Here is a 14,486-nt window from a genome sequence, read left to right as displayed (position 1 = left end):
TTTCATTACTGAAATCAAACACCTGAAAAGTGTAACAGGATTAAAATTACTCAGTAAGATTCACTAAAAGAACCACAAACCATAAACCACAAACTTCAAACTTCAAACAATAAACTGCTTGGCGCCTTTGCAGGAACTTTCGCTTTCAGCAAATGCAACTCATCATTTCACAGGGTGCAAATGCACCGGCAACGGAATATCGGTGCTGAAGCTATCGGCCAGCGGATCTCTTCTGGTGGTTTCAAGCGGAATGAGTCCCGACCAGATGGGCAGCGATTGATCGGCCTCATCATCATTGGGCAAACCGGTTCGTATTTTGGCAGATGCTTCTGTTACGTCAAAAGCAAGTACGGTTGTTTTTTGTACTTCATTTTGTTTTACCGGCCGCAGATAATCCCAGCTGTTGGGCACTATTTTGTTCGTAAGCCATTTAAAAGCTTCGGTTTTTGTGTGTGCATCTTCAATTTTTTCGGCCTGCCCAAAAAGCACTACCGACCGGTAATTCATCGAGTGGTGAAAGGCCGATTTGGCCACAACCAATGCATCGATCAGTGTTACTGTTATGCAAACAGGTATTCCTTTTTCGAGTTCCCATATAAAATGACTGCCCACCGAGCCATGTATATATATCTTATTTTCATAACGCACAAAAGCGGTAGGAATTGAAAACGGCTTGTTATCTTTTACATAACTGATGGTGCAGTACAACGCTTCGTCTAAAATTTCATAGATCGTTTCCTGGTCGTAATGCGCCCTTTTTGCCAGTCGGCTGGGAATAAGGTGTGATTGCTGCGTCATGATGTTTTGTTTTTTACAAAATTGTATCTTTATTGGATGGGGATAATCATCCGGTTTTTATAAATCAGGTAGTCCAATTATACAATGCAGGCACTTTCAACATTACTTTCAGTAAACAAAGCCAGTCCGCAACCGGTTTATCTGCAAATTGCCAATCAGTTAATGGTATTCATTAAAGATGGTAATCTGCAGGCAGGCCACCGTTTGCCAAGTACCCGGCAAATGGCCGACTGGCTGAATGTTCATCGTAAAACCATTATACAGGCATATGACGAATTGCTGGCGCAGGGCTGGCTCGAGAGCCGTACCGGCAGCGGCACCTTTGTAGCCAAAAATTTACCGGAATTTCGACCGCAAAAACTCAATGGCAGCGCCCCGGTTACCAATCCGGTACAGGTGGCGGGTTTTGCCTTTAATCCTTTGCCGCATCTGAATCGTGCGATTGTTCAGTCGAAATACAAATTTCATTTAGACGATGGTTTTCCTGATTCGCGGCTGGCGCCGGTTGAAGAACTGGCAAGGGCTTACAGAAGCCAGCTGTTAACGGGTAATCCTTATGTTCGGTTTGGCTATGGCGATACCCTGGGCTCCTTGTGGCTGCGGCAGGTTTTGGCTTCCTATTTAAATGATACCCGGGGTTTGAAAATCACCTCTGAAAACATAATCATCATTCGGGGAACCATAATGGGTGTATACCTCGCCAGCACGGCGTTTATACAGCCCGGCGATAATGTGGTAGTGGGCGAGTTGAGCTACAGCGGGGCCAATATGAATTTTTTACAGGCGGGCGCCAATATTATACGAATCCCAATCGATGAACATGGTCTTGTGGTAGATGCCCTGGAGCAGATCTGCCGCACCAAACCGGTACGCATGGTGTTTGTAACATCGCACCATTTTTATCCTACTACAGTTCCATTGCGGGCCGATCGTCGCATTCAATTGCTTCATTTGGCAGAAAAATATGGGTTTATAGTTTTTGAAGATGATTACGATTACGATTTCCATTACCTGAGCAAACCCTTGCTGCCGCTGGCGAGCGCCGATAAGGCAGGGATGGTTTTGTATTGCGGTTCTTTTACAAAAAGTATTTCACCGGCTTTTCGGGTGGGTTACCTCGTGGCTTCGGAAAATGTGATCCGTCATCTGGCGCAACTGCGCCGCATCATCGACCGGCAGGGCGATACCATGCTCGAAAACGCCATTGCCGAACTGTTACAAAACGGTATTATTCAACGTTACCTGCGAAAAGCATTGCGCAAATACAAACAAAGAAGAGAAGTGTTTTGCGATTTGCTAAAAACACAGCTCGGTGAATATGTACAGTTTCAGGTACCGGTTGGCGGTATGGCTGTGTGGACGCATTTTGATGTAGCTGTTAATCTTACCAGACTTTCGCAAAAAGCAATGGAGCAGCATGAATTGTATTTTTCCGAAGGTTTTAGAAATGATGATGTTGCTCCGGTATTGAATGCCACCCGGCTGGGTTTTGCATCTTCAACACCGGCCGAGCTGGAGCAGTGCGTTGATATTATAAGAAAACTACTGAAAGGCAGCATACAATAGGCAATGCGCAATTGACAATTGGCAAGTGGTGGTTCTATTTGTCTATTGCCTGTTGCCCATTGCCTATTGTTTAATAAATAATTCCGTTTTCCTCTTTGAATTTGTTCAATATGCGGCTTACTTCAGCGGTATCGTTCTTTAACCAGGCGTTGAAATAAGGCGTTACCACCGCATTGGTGTTCGATTGTGCATATTTGCTTTGAACGTAAGTATATGCGGTATGAAAATAGTCACTTAAAGAATCTTTATTGTCTGAAGTATATTCCCTTACTGAAGTATTGTCCATCCCTTCGAGCAACACATGCATTAAGTATTTATAGTTCATTCCACACGCGGTAGCATAAATAAATTTTGGATTGGCTTTTGAAAACTGTTCCCACCACACCACGCGATCTGCCAGCTGGTTGGGCGAAATGGTGAGCCCTGCATCTTCCTCGTAGCCTTCGGCCTGTTCCTTTTTTAATTGGGCAAGATATTGTTTCATAGGAGCAGAAACATAGTTATTGAATACCTCAGGTATGAATTTCTGGTTCTGAACAATGAATGCCTGGCCTTCTTCCGAATCAAGGCCAAACCCGTTTTTTTCCAGTGCACGGGCAACTGCTTTTTGTTTTTTCGAAAGCACCGGTTTATGTCCGTTTTCCTCTTCGAGGATCATTTGCTCATAGTTAATGGAATCTGAAGACATGTGTTCATTAAGATACGAACACAAAAGGGCATGAAACTGATTAAAGATATAAAAAGCCGTATCGCATACAGCGGCGGGTTGGGTTTTGAAAAGCTTTTGAAAGGTTTCTGCTGCCTGGTAACCCGATTGAACACTTTCGGTGTCGAGCTGATTTAAATACCTGTCGTATTCCAATAATGCAGCATTGCCATAATTAAACTCAGGAGCGGCATTCCGGGCATGTATTTCTTTTTTGGAAGTTGGGTTCTGCTTTAACTTCTTTTCTTTTGAGCCACAGGCAAAACAAAGCACTGCTAAAAACAACGGGGTTAAATGTTTCATGGGTTAAGGGTATAAAATTGCGCTCAAAAATATTCTATTAAACAGGAAATTCAAAGCACTGCCGGGCTCAATGTTTCATAAAAATAAAAACAGCGCCGATTAATGTTAATGCAATCACAACCTGCCTGTACAAATCGTCTTTTATAATGGCGACCAGTTTAAGGCCGCACCAGAAACCTGCAGCTAAAAAGGGTAGCAGGGCAAGGTCGGTAAGCAGGGAAGGAGTAGTAATATTTTTCCAATAAATGATCTGAAAAGGCAGTTTGAATAAATTCATCACCAGAAACACCCAGGCGCCGGTACCAATGAAATCGTTCTTTGGCAGGCGCATGGCCAGAAAATAAATATTTGAAAATGCACCGGCGAGGTTACCGAGCATGGTGGTAAATCCCGATACCAGCCCCATGCCCGCCGTAAATAATTTATTGTTGGGTATGGTGGTCGTTTTTCTGAATTCCATGATGAGCATAATGACCACTGTAAGTACAATAATAGTTGCCATTATTTTTCGAAAAATAGCTTCATTCAGGTCTTTGCCAATAAATACGCCTATCAGTATACCGGCCACCATCCAGGGAATCAGTTTCCAGAAGTGCGGCCATTGAGCATGCCGGTGATAATATTTTACTGCCATTATATCAGCTGCGCATAACAAGGGCAGTACAATGCCGGTTGAAGCCTTACCGCCGAATACGATGGTCATAATGGTTACGTTCAACATATCGATGCCTTTTAAACCGGCTTTCGATAAGCCGATGATAAAGGCCGACAACGCTATCAATACCAGGCTGCTTATTGAGTAAGAGGCGAATAATCCCATTCTTTTCAGGTGTAATGATAAGCTTCAAATATAATGTATATAAAAGGCGGTGTTATCAAATCGACACCTTATTATAAACATTCAGCTACCCTGTGTATGAGAGTGGGGTGGTACTTTCATGAGGCAGTTCCGCAAGGGCGGGGCATTAAACGATTCGATTTATTTATTTTAAAACAAAAAAACTTGTCACATGAATCAGAAACTAATGATTGCCATTGCCATTTCCTTTTCTGCCATTTCCATTACTGCCTGTAAAAAGCAGGCCGCTTCTGAAAAGCCCGAAGTAGAGGCCGTTTGGTCAACCAGCGCCCAGTATGGCTCCTGGAGCAACGGAGGGTATACCTTATACAACAATATATGGGGCAGCGGCGCCGGATCGCAAAACATGTGGGCCAACAGTTATAGTAACTGGGGCATATGGGCCAATCACCCCAACACGGGAGGTATAAAATCGTATCCTAACAGTACCCGGTATGTAGGCAGAACCCTTAGTTCGTTAGGGTCACTAACAAGCAGCATCAGTGTTACTACGCCATCCGGTGGCGCATGGAGCTCGGCTTATGATGTTTGGGATAATAACAAGCAACATGAAATTATGCTGTGGATGAACTACACCAGTAACAGCGACGGATCGGGTAATATTAAGCCTATTTCGTATAACTGGAACGCAGCAGGCAATCCGGTGCCGGTATATACCAATGTTTCGGTAGGCGGTGCTACCTGGAACGTGTTCAGAGGTAATAACGGCAGTAATAATGTATATTCTTTTTTACGTACTACAAAAACCAATAACACCACTATCGATATCAGGGCCATTGCTAACTACATCCGCAACCTGGGATGGTTTGGCGATATTACAATGGGCGATGTACAGTTTGGGTACGAAATTACTTCGTGCTACGGTACCAACGGTTCGGGGATGAATTATACTACCAATAGCTATTCGGTTAGTTTTAACTAATTAAATGCACCCGTTAAAAGCATCCGGTGGAATACCCGCAAAAGATAAGTACTTACAACGGGCCCATCGGATGCCTTTTATAAATTAAAAGCACAGGTAGTAATGTATACAATAAAAAATATCCGTTTCCTGTTGGTCATAATTGTTTTGTTTTTGCAGGCCTGCAAAAAAGAAACAACGACAGACTGGAACGATAAAGGAGGCATGCTGACGGCGGTGAACAACCTGCGTACAAAAGGCTGTATGTGCGGTACTGATTTTATGCCGCCTGTTGCTGCGCTCACCTGGAACGATACCCTTACCCTCGCCGCCAAAGAACATGCCGATGACATGGTGGCACAGGGATATTTCAGCCATATTTCTCCATCGGGCACTTCGCCCATACAACGCGCTCTGTTACTGGGGTATTTGGGTAACTATGTATCTGAAAACATAGCCAAAGGATTTACTTCACTGGCCGATGTGATGGATGCCTGGACAAAAAGTGAAAGTCATTGCAAAGCGATGATGGATAGTTTGCAAACCGAAATGGGCGCTGCCAATACTGGTACTTATTGGGTTCAGGAATTTGGCAGTCACCGTTAATAAATACAGCATGCTATTATAAATGACTTGATCAAACGCAATTGAAAAATAAGCTTCAGTAAATAAAAATATTTACTGATCTGAAAAATACCCGCCTGATTTACATATTTCATATATCCTTATTTGTTAGTGTCCTCATTGGTTTATTATTTTTGCCGGCAATTCAGATACCCCATTGATCGCATAGTGCTTGCCGGAAAAAATTTAATGGCATGTATAAGCCCTTTTATACCCGGTTTATTTTAATCCTTCCTTAAATAATTTCTGATTAGTTTGATTTTTATCAAAGGGTCACTTTGATACGGGAGATTTTTTTTTATTATTTCTTATAGAATAGTTATGAATAATGCACCATTGGCCGTTACTATTGCCATAGTAGATGATCATGCGCTGATACGACAGGCCATGAGTTTACGTTTAAGCCTGCTGGGTTATAAAGTGATTATGGAAGCAGAGAACGGGAAGGCGTTTCTTGATAAATTAGCGGATTCAGATGCTCCGCAAATATGCATGCTTGATATTAATATGCCGGTAATGGATGGTTTTGAAACAGCTGTTCATCTGAAAAAAAACTGGCCGCAAATTAAGATCCTGTTTTTTTCGATGCATAATACAAGTGCATTTGTATGCAAGGCAAAACAATTAGGAGCAGATGGATTTATTTCAAAAGATGCTCCTTTTGAAGAACTGAACAAAACGTTATTGCAGATCATAAATAATTAATCAATGGTACAGTTACAAAAAAGCTCCCCGTATAGAGGAGCTTATTTGTATTGCGTTGCAGTGCGTTATAAGTGGGTGTAATAGAATGCTCACAAATACAAACCCTAAATGAAATAATAAATCCGGCCAGTTGCGGCCGGATTTATTTATAAGCGCATAAAGCGTCAAAGGATAAGTAGCCATTATGCGCCCGCCTGAACTGTTAATTGAAACAAATGATCCGGCCTGTGAAGGCCGGATCATTAACTTTAAAACCAAACAACACCCGGCTAAAACGATGCCCGGGCATCATACCATCACTAATATACGCAGAATGTAATTGCAAAAGATCAACCTGCATGGCAGGTGCTTAATTTTTGATTTTAGTCAATTAATGGATAAGTCTTCATATACAACTACAAAACTATGACGGTGGTCATAGTTTTTGATGTGTAAAAAATATACCTTACTAATCAAGATCAATTCCTGCACAACTGCGATATCCTGCGAAACTTCCTCATTGTATAATTGATGTAAAACAAGCTGGTATGATTCTGCAAACAAAAAACGGATATCCCGAAGTAGTACTTACGCCCCCATGCGAAAGTTCCTGTTTTTACACAACGGCCGACTGGCTGCGCCATGAGATGGGCATTTCTTTTTGTAATAAAACGAAAGAAGATACCATTATTTACTGGCAATTTTGTTTTGGCACAGGTATCCTGGTGCTGAAATATGATCCATCATCAGGCATATCGTTATGCCCCTCAGGCTTTGGAAAAGCAGGCGTTGAAGAAAGAGTGGCTTTTAAAATGCTTGCCGAAACTTTACATTATGGTATCGGCATAAGCATTGGCGATTGAACAGGCATCTTTCTGCCATAGCATTACAGGTAATAACAGCCCGTGTTGCAGGCTAACAAAACATATATGGTACTACTTATAAAAAGTAAATTTATCACTCATTTTCAGGCAGAAAGTATCATACAGTTTGATATATTAAGAAAATATCAATATATTAGTTGTGTTATTGGTTTTGACCTCGGGAACTAACGTTAACAACAACTTATGATTGACTCTTCATTATGTGAATCCTTATTTCCTGAAAACCAATTATTGATCTGAAAAGCTTCTTTCTACATATATCTGTTTCCCCGGTGCAAAGGTCCAGCGATTCTAAGAAAACAAATTAAACATAATCGGGTTGCCGTTGGTTTCCATTCAGGAATTGTTTCCGGAATCGGACATCTATTTTATTGATTCCAAAACCTTCTTAACAATGAAACAAATTCTCGTTATTGAAAATAGCAGCAACATGCGCAGGATAGCGGGCGATATACCGCAACCGGCTAACGGTAATGTATCAACTGTTAATAATCGAAGAACAGGTATTGAAGTTACAAACGAAACAATGGCAGCATCTTTTTTGGAAAACAGAAATATAAACAGGTATAAAAAGAAACAGATCATTTATGCCGAGGGCAATCATCCTTTATATCTGTATTATATAAAGAAAGGCATTGTAAAAACCTATAAGTGCAATGGCGAAGGGAAGGAACTGATCACGGGTATTTATAGCGAAGGCGATTACCTGGGATATGTAGCTTTATTGCAGAACAACGTGTACCGCGATTTTGCAGTAGCGGTTGAATATGCCGAGCTGGCCCTTATTCCCAAAGACGAGTTTGAGCTGGTAATGGCAACCAACCGGCAAATGGCAACAAAGTTTATAAACCTGCTGGCTGTAAGTATTACCGATAAAGAAGAGATGCTGGTAGGACTGGCTTACAACTCGCTTCGAAAAAAGGTGGCCGATGCGTTATTGCTTTTAAGCAAAAAATATAAAAATACCATAAAGATCAGCCGCGATAACATTGCTAATATTGCAGGCACTGCTACCGAATCGCTGATACGAACGCTGGGCGAGTTCAGGCAGGAAAAGCTGATCGATATTAATGATGGCATTATTATTATTCTTAACGAACCCAGGCTAAGAAAGATGATGAATTGAATTATACATTAAAAGTAAGATTTGTGTTTTTAGTAATGATCAAACGGGAAAAAATGGACATGTAGTGTATGAGTAAAGCCTCTCGATAAATCGGGAGGCTTTGTTTTTAATTCCAACATCCTATGAATAGCTGTAATGAAGTTATTTAATATTGATTGTATAAACTATGATGCAGCTCAATAGAAGTAATGAGAGTAATTACTATTTTGAGAAAAGCTGATCAAAATCATATTTCGGAGATTGCTCTTACATTAATATTGCGCATCTTTTACAGCTCAGGTGAATTAACGGCAACAGAATATGTTCAAACAGGTTGAATTGCTGGCTCCGGCAGGAGCATTCGATAGTTTGCAGGCGGCTATTAACTCCGGCGCCAATGCTGTTTATTTTGGGGTTGAGCAATTGAATATGCGCGCTCGTTCGGCTGGTTCGTTTACTGTAGCCGACATAAAAGAAATCAGTGCTGTTTGCAGGGCAAACAGCATAAAGTCGTATATCACGCTTAATACCGTTATGTATGAACATGATATGCAACTGTTGAAAACTATTTTAAAAGAAGTTAAGAAACATAAAACAGATGCGGTAATTGCGGCTGATTTTGCTGTGATGGAATATTGCCGGCAAATGCAGATACCTGTTCATATTTCAACTCAGGCCAACGTAAGTAATATTGAATCGGTGAAATTTTTTTCGCAGTATGCCGATGTGGTAGTGCTCGCAAGAGAACTTACTTTAAAACAGATTAAGCATATAACTGAAATTATAAACAGGCAGAAAATAAAAGGGCCTTCGGGCGAATTGGTGAAAATTGAAGTGTTTGTACATGGGGCATTATGTATGGCGGTTTCGGGCAAATGTTATTTAAGCCTGCATGCGCAAAATGCTTCGGCCAACCGGGGCGCCTGTGTGCAAACCTGCCGCAGGCCATATATCGTGAAAGATGTTGAATCGGGTGAGGAGCTGGTGATAGATAACGAGTACATCATGTCGCCAAAAGATTTGTGTACGATAGATATACTTGACCAGGTAATAAACAGTGGAGTGGATGTGCTGAAAATTGAAGGCCGCTCAAAAGGGGCCGATTATGTTCAGGTAGTTACTGCCTGTTACCGCGAAGCGATGGATGCTGTACATAACGGAACTTTTTCGATTGAGAAAGTGAATGGCTGGAAACAGGAGCTTGAAAAAGTATATAACCGTGGTTTTTGGGAAGGATATTACCTCGGCAGAAGCCTGGGCGAATTTACACCGCATCCCGGTTCGGCAGCCACAGAGAAAAAAATATACATAGGTAAAGGGGTCAGGCATTATCCGAAAATAGGGGTAGGGGAGTTTGTTATTGAATCGGGCAGTTTACAATGCGGTGATGTGCTGATGGCCACCGGACGGCATTACGGTATGATGAAACAGAAAGTAGAAACGTTGCGGGTAAATGGTACCGAAGGCAGCAAAGCTGTAAAAGGTGATAGCGTAACTTTTGCTGTTACCGGTAAAGTAACGCCCACCGATAAATTATATAAAATTGTTCACGAAGCGCTACATGAGTAAAGTTGTTCAATACCGGAATAAATGTATCGGATGCGGTGTATGCTATGAACAGCAGCCCGAACTATGGCGCATGTCGAAAAAAGATGGGAAAGCAACTTTGCTGAAAGGCATCGAAAGAAAAAAAATTTTTATACTGAATGTTACCGGCAGCATGGCTGCAAGAACAAAAGAGATTGCAGCCTTGTGCCCGGTGCGGATAATTAAAGTAGTATGAATGAAAGAATAGCTGAGTTTTTACAGCAGCAAACCTGTTCCGCCTTATGTTGTGTGGGTAACGACGGACATCCGTGGTGTTTTAGTTGCTATTATGCTTTTAACCGTGAAGATGGTTTGTTGTATTTTAAATCTTCGGCCCAAACAAAACATGCACAGAACATGTCGGGCAATCCGCTGGTGGCCGGTACAATATTGCCCGATAAATTAAATAAACTGCAATCGCGGGGAATACAATACCAGGGAACTATTTTGCCTCACGATCATCCGTTGACGCAACATGCTTCAGCTTTTTATTATAAAAAACATCCGGTGGCCAGAGCCATACCCGGCGAAATATACACCGTACAACTCACCAATATAAAGTTCACCGATAATTCACTGGGATTTGGCAAGAAATTTACCTGGAGCCGCGAACAGGCGGTTATTGATCCCGAAAATGCAAATCAGGCACACCCGGTGAAATAATTTATAAAATTTAAATAGGTAAGAATAATGTCTTTGATAGCGCCTGCTATCTTGATGAGTTAAATATAAAGCCCCAAACCTCTGCAGCCCGATACCTGATATTTATAATTATTCAAATCTAAAAACAGGTCGCCTATTCCCTTTCCCTGCTTTTATTTTGGAACGAATGGCCATTTGGTCCGCCTTTTTCGATTGACGTAGATTAGACGTAGTATACTTATTAACGTAATCACAGCCGGCGTAAGGCAGGCATTGCTATTTTAACTTCTTTGTATTTCGCTGATATCAATGATTATATGCGGTTTGTTACCGGTCAGTACCGGATAGTGTAAAAAAACGGCTGTTGGGCGCCTGTTACCACGAAACAAATATGGCAACGATTTTGCGTTTATTGACCACCTTCTTCAACAAACAAAATCCGTAACAAAATTTCATTACAACTATGAAAAGAAATGGGAAAACCCTGACAACTGGTATCGTTTTATTAGCAATGTCAGCTTTATTGTTCAGGTGTAAAAAGCAGGACGAAAGCGGTCAGGCCGAATCATTCACGCCAAAGGAGGAAACTGCTGTGGCCGCAGCTGCCATTACCACATTCGTTCATCCCGGTATATTGAACACCAAAGAAAGTCTCGACAAAATAGGAGCAGAGGTGAACGGCGGAGATGCTGTTCGACTGGCATCGTACCAAACGGTATTGGACTATGTTAACGGCAATGCCCTTCCAACCAAATTTTGGGAAACTGTTACCGTAGGTTCAAACGGCGCTACTACCGAATCAAAAAGCCAGATCAGAAAAGATGCCATTTTAGCCTATGCCCTCGCATTGCGCTGGGCCAAAACCGGTACTATGACCTATGCCCAACAGGCTATCAGCATATTAAATGGTTGGTCGTACACTTTTAAAAACTATGCGGTTTTGTCGGGCTCCAATGCGTTGCAACCTTCGCTCGAAGCATCATGGACAACGCCCAGCTTTGTGGCCGCAGCCGAAATACTGCGCTATTATAAAGCATTCGGAAAATCTTCGGGCTGGGCCGACGCTGATATTACCCAATTCATCAACTACCTGAACCTCGTAAAAAATACCTACATCAATAACACGCCTGAATACAATAATAACTGGAATGCATCGGCAGGATATGCCCGGATGGCGATTGGTATTTTCATGGATAATGCAACTGTTTATCAAAATGGTTATAACATTATCCAAAGCCATTTGCCCATCATTATTAAATCAGACGGCACTATTCCTGAGTATTGCGATCGGAATGATTGTGTACACTACCAGTATTCATTAACTGCTTTTGCCTATGCAGCAGAACTGGCCAGGATTCAGGGAGATAATTCTTTGTTCACCTATAATTCGAGCCTGCTAAGAAAGGGGTACGATTATATGCGAAAAGCCTATAATCATAATGCCGCCTGTGATGTGTGTTCTTCTTCCAGTCCGGTATTTCCCGGTACTGAGGTTGCTTACAATTATTACAAAACAAGCAATCTGAAAAGTTTAAGAGAATTGCAGGACCCGCTGGGTGTGCCTAATGACAGAACATTCCTCGGCTTTACATCCTATACGCACTTTAACGTAGCCGGTTTGTAATATTTTTTGGGTTGAAAATTCCGGTATCTCGCCTGCGGCGTGATTGCCACGGATGCAGAGGATGTTGCCTTCGGCGACATGATTATAAAAGACAAATTTGCCACGGATGGCACGGATGAACACAGATGTTTTTCAATATCAGATAAACTGAACTAATCCGTGTAAATCGGTGTAATTCGTGGCAAAACGTTGTTTTCAAAAATCATCCCGCCGAAGGCGGGTCACCTGAATCTGGGGCAATATTTTTATGCGTGTATTCTTAAAATATCAACAAATCAATTACATTTGCGTCCCAATTAAAAGTGCCCAGGTGTTGAAACTGGTAGACAAGCCACTTTGAGGTGGTGGTGCTGGAAACGGCGTGCAAGTTCGAATCTTGTCCTGGGCACAAAGGCCCTCCTGATGCAATCGGGAGGGCCTTTTTTATTTGGCAGCGTCCCGAACCTGTTCGGAAAAGCAGACAAATAAAAAAACGCACGCGACAGCGGGCGAAGGCCTTTGAGTAAAACCACTGTTATAAGATCATTGAAAATAATCTTGTCCCGGGCATAAATTATACCCTGTAAGTAATTGATTTGCAGTGTTTTATTAAGCGTTTGTGGCTTTACGCTTTTTTCGGAAATAATTTTTATTCTAAGGTTATTGCTTATGAGTCTTAATTACACGATTCGTAGAGTATTTTCTACACATTCAATTCCTCATTTATATAAATAGTATTTTATTCGAAAAATACTATAAATGAAAGCATTTAGTGTTCAGGTGATTTTATAAAAAAAACAAATGAATACTTCTTTTAATTCAAAGATGGTTCAACATTTGTTGCAGGCAATGATTTTATATGGATCAAAACTACCAGCAATTACATTGGCAATCATTAATTGATTTGCTGGCAGAGGAAACTGAAAAATATACTAAGGCTTTTATTAGTGGCACATTAACGGAGTCTGCATTTCACAAAGCAAATATTGATGCACTTGTGACAGAAATTAACCGCAGAAGGCAGGAAGAATCTTTACACCCTGAAATCGGGCAGCAGATTCCACCTGACACCATTTCTGATGCATCTCCAACCACTACACAGTAATTGTTTCCTTGCCTTATGCGCAAGCTATTCCAAAAATGTTGTACTGCAGAAAGGGGCGTTTCGCCCCTTTCTGCTTTTGTATTCATTGAAATACATGTCAGGGAATATAATTTGCATTGCCTGCCTGAAGGTGTTTCAGAAAGCTTTAATTAGTGCGAATGTGCTTATGTGGTACATCCTGATTGCCCAAAACCAATACTAATTCAAATGGGTATACGTCATATCTGTATGGTTGAAGATGATCCGGACGATTATTATTTGTTTTCACTTGCATTAAAAGAAGTCAATGCGTCGATTCAAATCACATGGTTTAAAAACGGAAAAACGTTTTTGACAAATTTATATTCGAATAAAGGTTCCTTACCTGACCTTATTTTGCTTGATATGAATATGCCGGGAGAAAATGGGCTTGATTGCTTACGAAAAATAAAAGAGGATTCAGATCTTAAGTCAACTCCCGTGGTTATCTTTTCTACTGCCAGCTCTCCGGCTACTATTAAAAAGGCTTATGAATGTGGCGCTCTTAAATATCTTATAAAGCCACATTCTATTGAGGGACTAACTACAATCATCAAACAATTACTTGCAATTCCAAAGCATTGAAGAATTGAAAAATAACAATCAGGACACATAGTTGGGATTTTTATTCACCACCCTTTGATTTATACATCAACAGGGCGATTCGTTACATGCTCTTCCCAAACTTCTATTTGAATGTTATAACCGATATCAAAGTATCTGACAATTTTTTTTGTAGAATTGCTTTGAAGGGGATCTGCATCTTCTGCAACTGGAAGAATTTCAAAATAATGCTCGTCTGTTTTTACTACTTCAAATAAAGTTTCTGTTTTTTTTGCATCAGGATGAAGATATCTTATTTTATCTCCACAATTAACCCTTTGGGTTGAACTAAGAGGTTTCCACATAGGATACTGAATTTAAACAGTACAATAAATTATGAATAATCATAATGCGCAAAAATGAAGCCATAAAAAAACAAAAAATACATTACGGGAATGTAAGTGTAAGCTCTTATGGCTGGCTGGCTTAAAAAATAGCGATTAGTCTGGTAATAAGTATCCCTCCGGGAAGTTTAACAATGGATAGTAAAATAGTTAT

General features: G+C 41.1%; 16 protein-coding genes and 1 tRNA gene. 13 read left to right on the top strand and 4 right to left on the bottom strand.

Annotated elements, in window-relative coordinates; translation table 11 throughout:
- Nucleotides 1-162 precede the first annotated feature (162 nt).
- Nucleotides 163-798: a pyridoxamine 5'-phosphate oxidase family protein gene (locus tag AC59IL_RS12775; protein WP_496552526.1), complete on the bottom strand. Its 636-nt coding sequence runs from the start codon at nucleotides 796-798 to the stop codon at nucleotides 163-165.
- 84 nt (nucleotides 799-882) lie between these two features.
- On the opposite strand from AC59IL_RS12775, the gene AC59IL_RS12770 reads away from it, so the two are divergent.
- Nucleotides 883-2,364, top strand: a complete 1,482-nt coding sequence (locus tag AC59IL_RS12770) for an aminotransferase-like domain-containing protein (protein WP_496552525.1) — start codon at nucleotides 883-885, stop codon at nucleotides 2,362-2,364.
- 70 nt (nucleotides 2,365-2,434) lie between these two features.
- Here AC59IL_RS12770 and AC59IL_RS12765 read toward each other — a convergent pair whose 3' ends face one another.
- Both AC59IL_RS12765 and AC59IL_RS12760 read right to left on the bottom strand, forming a co-directional pair.
- Complete coding sequence (locus AC59IL_RS12765) at nucleotides 2,435-3,373, bottom strand: hypothetical protein (protein WP_496552524.1); 939 nt, start codon at nucleotides 3,371-3,373, stop codon at nucleotides 2,435-2,437.
- 67 nt (nucleotides 3,374-3,440) lie between these two features.
- A complete protein-coding gene (locus AC59IL_RS12760) occupies nucleotides 3,441-4,193 on the bottom strand; it encodes a sulfite exporter TauE/SafE family protein (protein WP_496552523.1) in 753 nt (250 codons plus the stop codon).
- Nucleotides 4,194-4,383: 190 nt separating this feature from the next.
- Here AC59IL_RS12760 and AC59IL_RS12755 point away from each other — a divergent pair, with 190 nt between their 5' ends.
- The 12 genes from AC59IL_RS12755 (at nucleotide 4,384) to AC59IL_RS12700 (ending at nucleotide 13,970) form a co-directional block, all read left to right on the top strand.
- Nucleotides 4,384-5,154, top strand: a complete 771-nt coding sequence (locus AC59IL_RS12755; RefSeq protein WP_496552522.1) for a GH12 family glycosyl hydrolase domain-containing protein — start codon at nucleotides 4,384-4,386, stop codon at nucleotides 5,152-5,154.
- A 102-nt stretch (nucleotides 5,155-5,256) separates the two neighbouring features.
- A complete protein-coding gene (locus AC59IL_RS12750) occupies nucleotides 5,257-5,739 on the top strand; it encodes a CAP domain-containing protein (RefSeq protein WP_496552521.1) in 483 nt (160 codons plus the stop codon).
- A 339-nt stretch (nucleotides 5,740-6,078) separates the two neighbouring features.
- A complete protein-coding gene (locus AC59IL_RS12745) occupies nucleotides 6,079-6,462 on the top strand; it encodes a response regulator (RefSeq protein WP_496552520.1) in 384 nt (127 codons plus the stop codon).
- A 527-nt stretch (nucleotides 6,463-6,989) separates the two neighbouring features.
- On the top strand, nucleotides 6,990-7,304 hold the full coding sequence (locus tag AC59IL_RS12740; RefSeq protein ID WP_496552519.1) for a hypothetical protein: 315 nt from the start codon (nucleotides 6,990-6,992) through the stop codon (nucleotides 7,302-7,304).
- 415 nt (nucleotides 7,305-7,719) lie between these two features.
- Nucleotides 7,720-8,451, top strand: a complete 732-nt coding sequence (locus tag AC59IL_RS12735; protein ID WP_496552518.1) for a Crp/Fnr family transcriptional regulator — start codon at nucleotides 7,720-7,722, stop codon at nucleotides 8,449-8,451.
- A 300-nt stretch (nucleotides 8,452-8,751) separates the two neighbouring features.
- Nucleotides 8,752-9,999: a U32 family peptidase gene (locus AC59IL_RS12730; protein WP_496552517.1), complete on the top strand. Its 1,248-nt coding sequence runs from the start codon at nucleotides 8,752-8,754 to the stop codon at nucleotides 9,997-9,999.
- Nucleotides 9,992-10,213, top strand: a complete 222-nt coding sequence (locus AC59IL_RS12725; protein ID WP_496552516.1) for a ferredoxin — start codon at nucleotides 9,992-9,994, stop codon at nucleotides 10,211-10,213. The genes AC59IL_RS12730 and AC59IL_RS12725 overlap by 8 nt, the downstream gene beginning before the upstream one ends.
- Nucleotides 10,210-10,680: a pyridoxamine 5'-phosphate oxidase family protein gene (locus AC59IL_RS12720; RefSeq protein ID WP_496552515.1), complete on the top strand. Its 471-nt coding sequence runs from the start codon at nucleotides 10,210-10,212 to the stop codon at nucleotides 10,678-10,680. Before AC59IL_RS12725 ends, AC59IL_RS12720 begins: the two co-directional genes overlap by 4 nt.
- Nucleotides 10,681-11,122: 442 nt before the next feature.
- Nucleotides 11,123-12,283: an alginate lyase family protein gene (locus AC59IL_RS12715; protein ID WP_496552514.1), complete on the top strand. Its 1,161-nt coding sequence runs from the start codon at nucleotides 11,123-11,125 to the stop codon at nucleotides 12,281-12,283.
- 304 nt (nucleotides 12,284-12,587) lie between these two features.
- Nucleotides 12,588-12,671: transfer RNA gene (locus AC59IL_RS12710), tRNA-Leu, on the top strand.
- Between the two features lie 450 nt (nucleotides 12,672-13,121).
- On the top strand, nucleotides 13,122-13,367 hold the full coding sequence (locus tag AC59IL_RS12705) for a hypothetical protein (RefSeq protein ID WP_496552513.1): 246 nt from the start codon (nucleotides 13,122-13,124) through the stop codon (nucleotides 13,365-13,367).
- A 207-nt stretch (nucleotides 13,368-13,574) separates the two neighbouring features.
- Entirely contained in the window at nucleotides 13,575-13,970 is a 396-nt protein-coding gene (locus AC59IL_RS12700; protein WP_496552512.1) for a response regulator, read from the top strand.
- A 59-nt stretch (nucleotides 13,971-14,029) separates the two neighbouring features.
- Here the strand turns inward: AC59IL_RS12700 and AC59IL_RS12695 are convergent, their stop codons facing one another.
- Nucleotides 14,030-14,293 carry a hypothetical protein gene (locus AC59IL_RS12695; RefSeq protein WP_496552511.1) on the bottom strand — a complete coding sequence of 88 codons (264 nt, stop codon included), beginning with the start codon at nucleotides 14,291-14,293 and terminating at the stop codon, nucleotides 14,030-14,032.
- Nucleotides 14,294-14,486 lie beyond the last annotated feature (193 nt).

This window comes from Niastella sp. sgz303648 (assembly GCF_059587045.1).
Note: the sequence above shows the minus strand (reverse complement) of the source record. Positions and strands in the feature narration are given on the sequence as shown.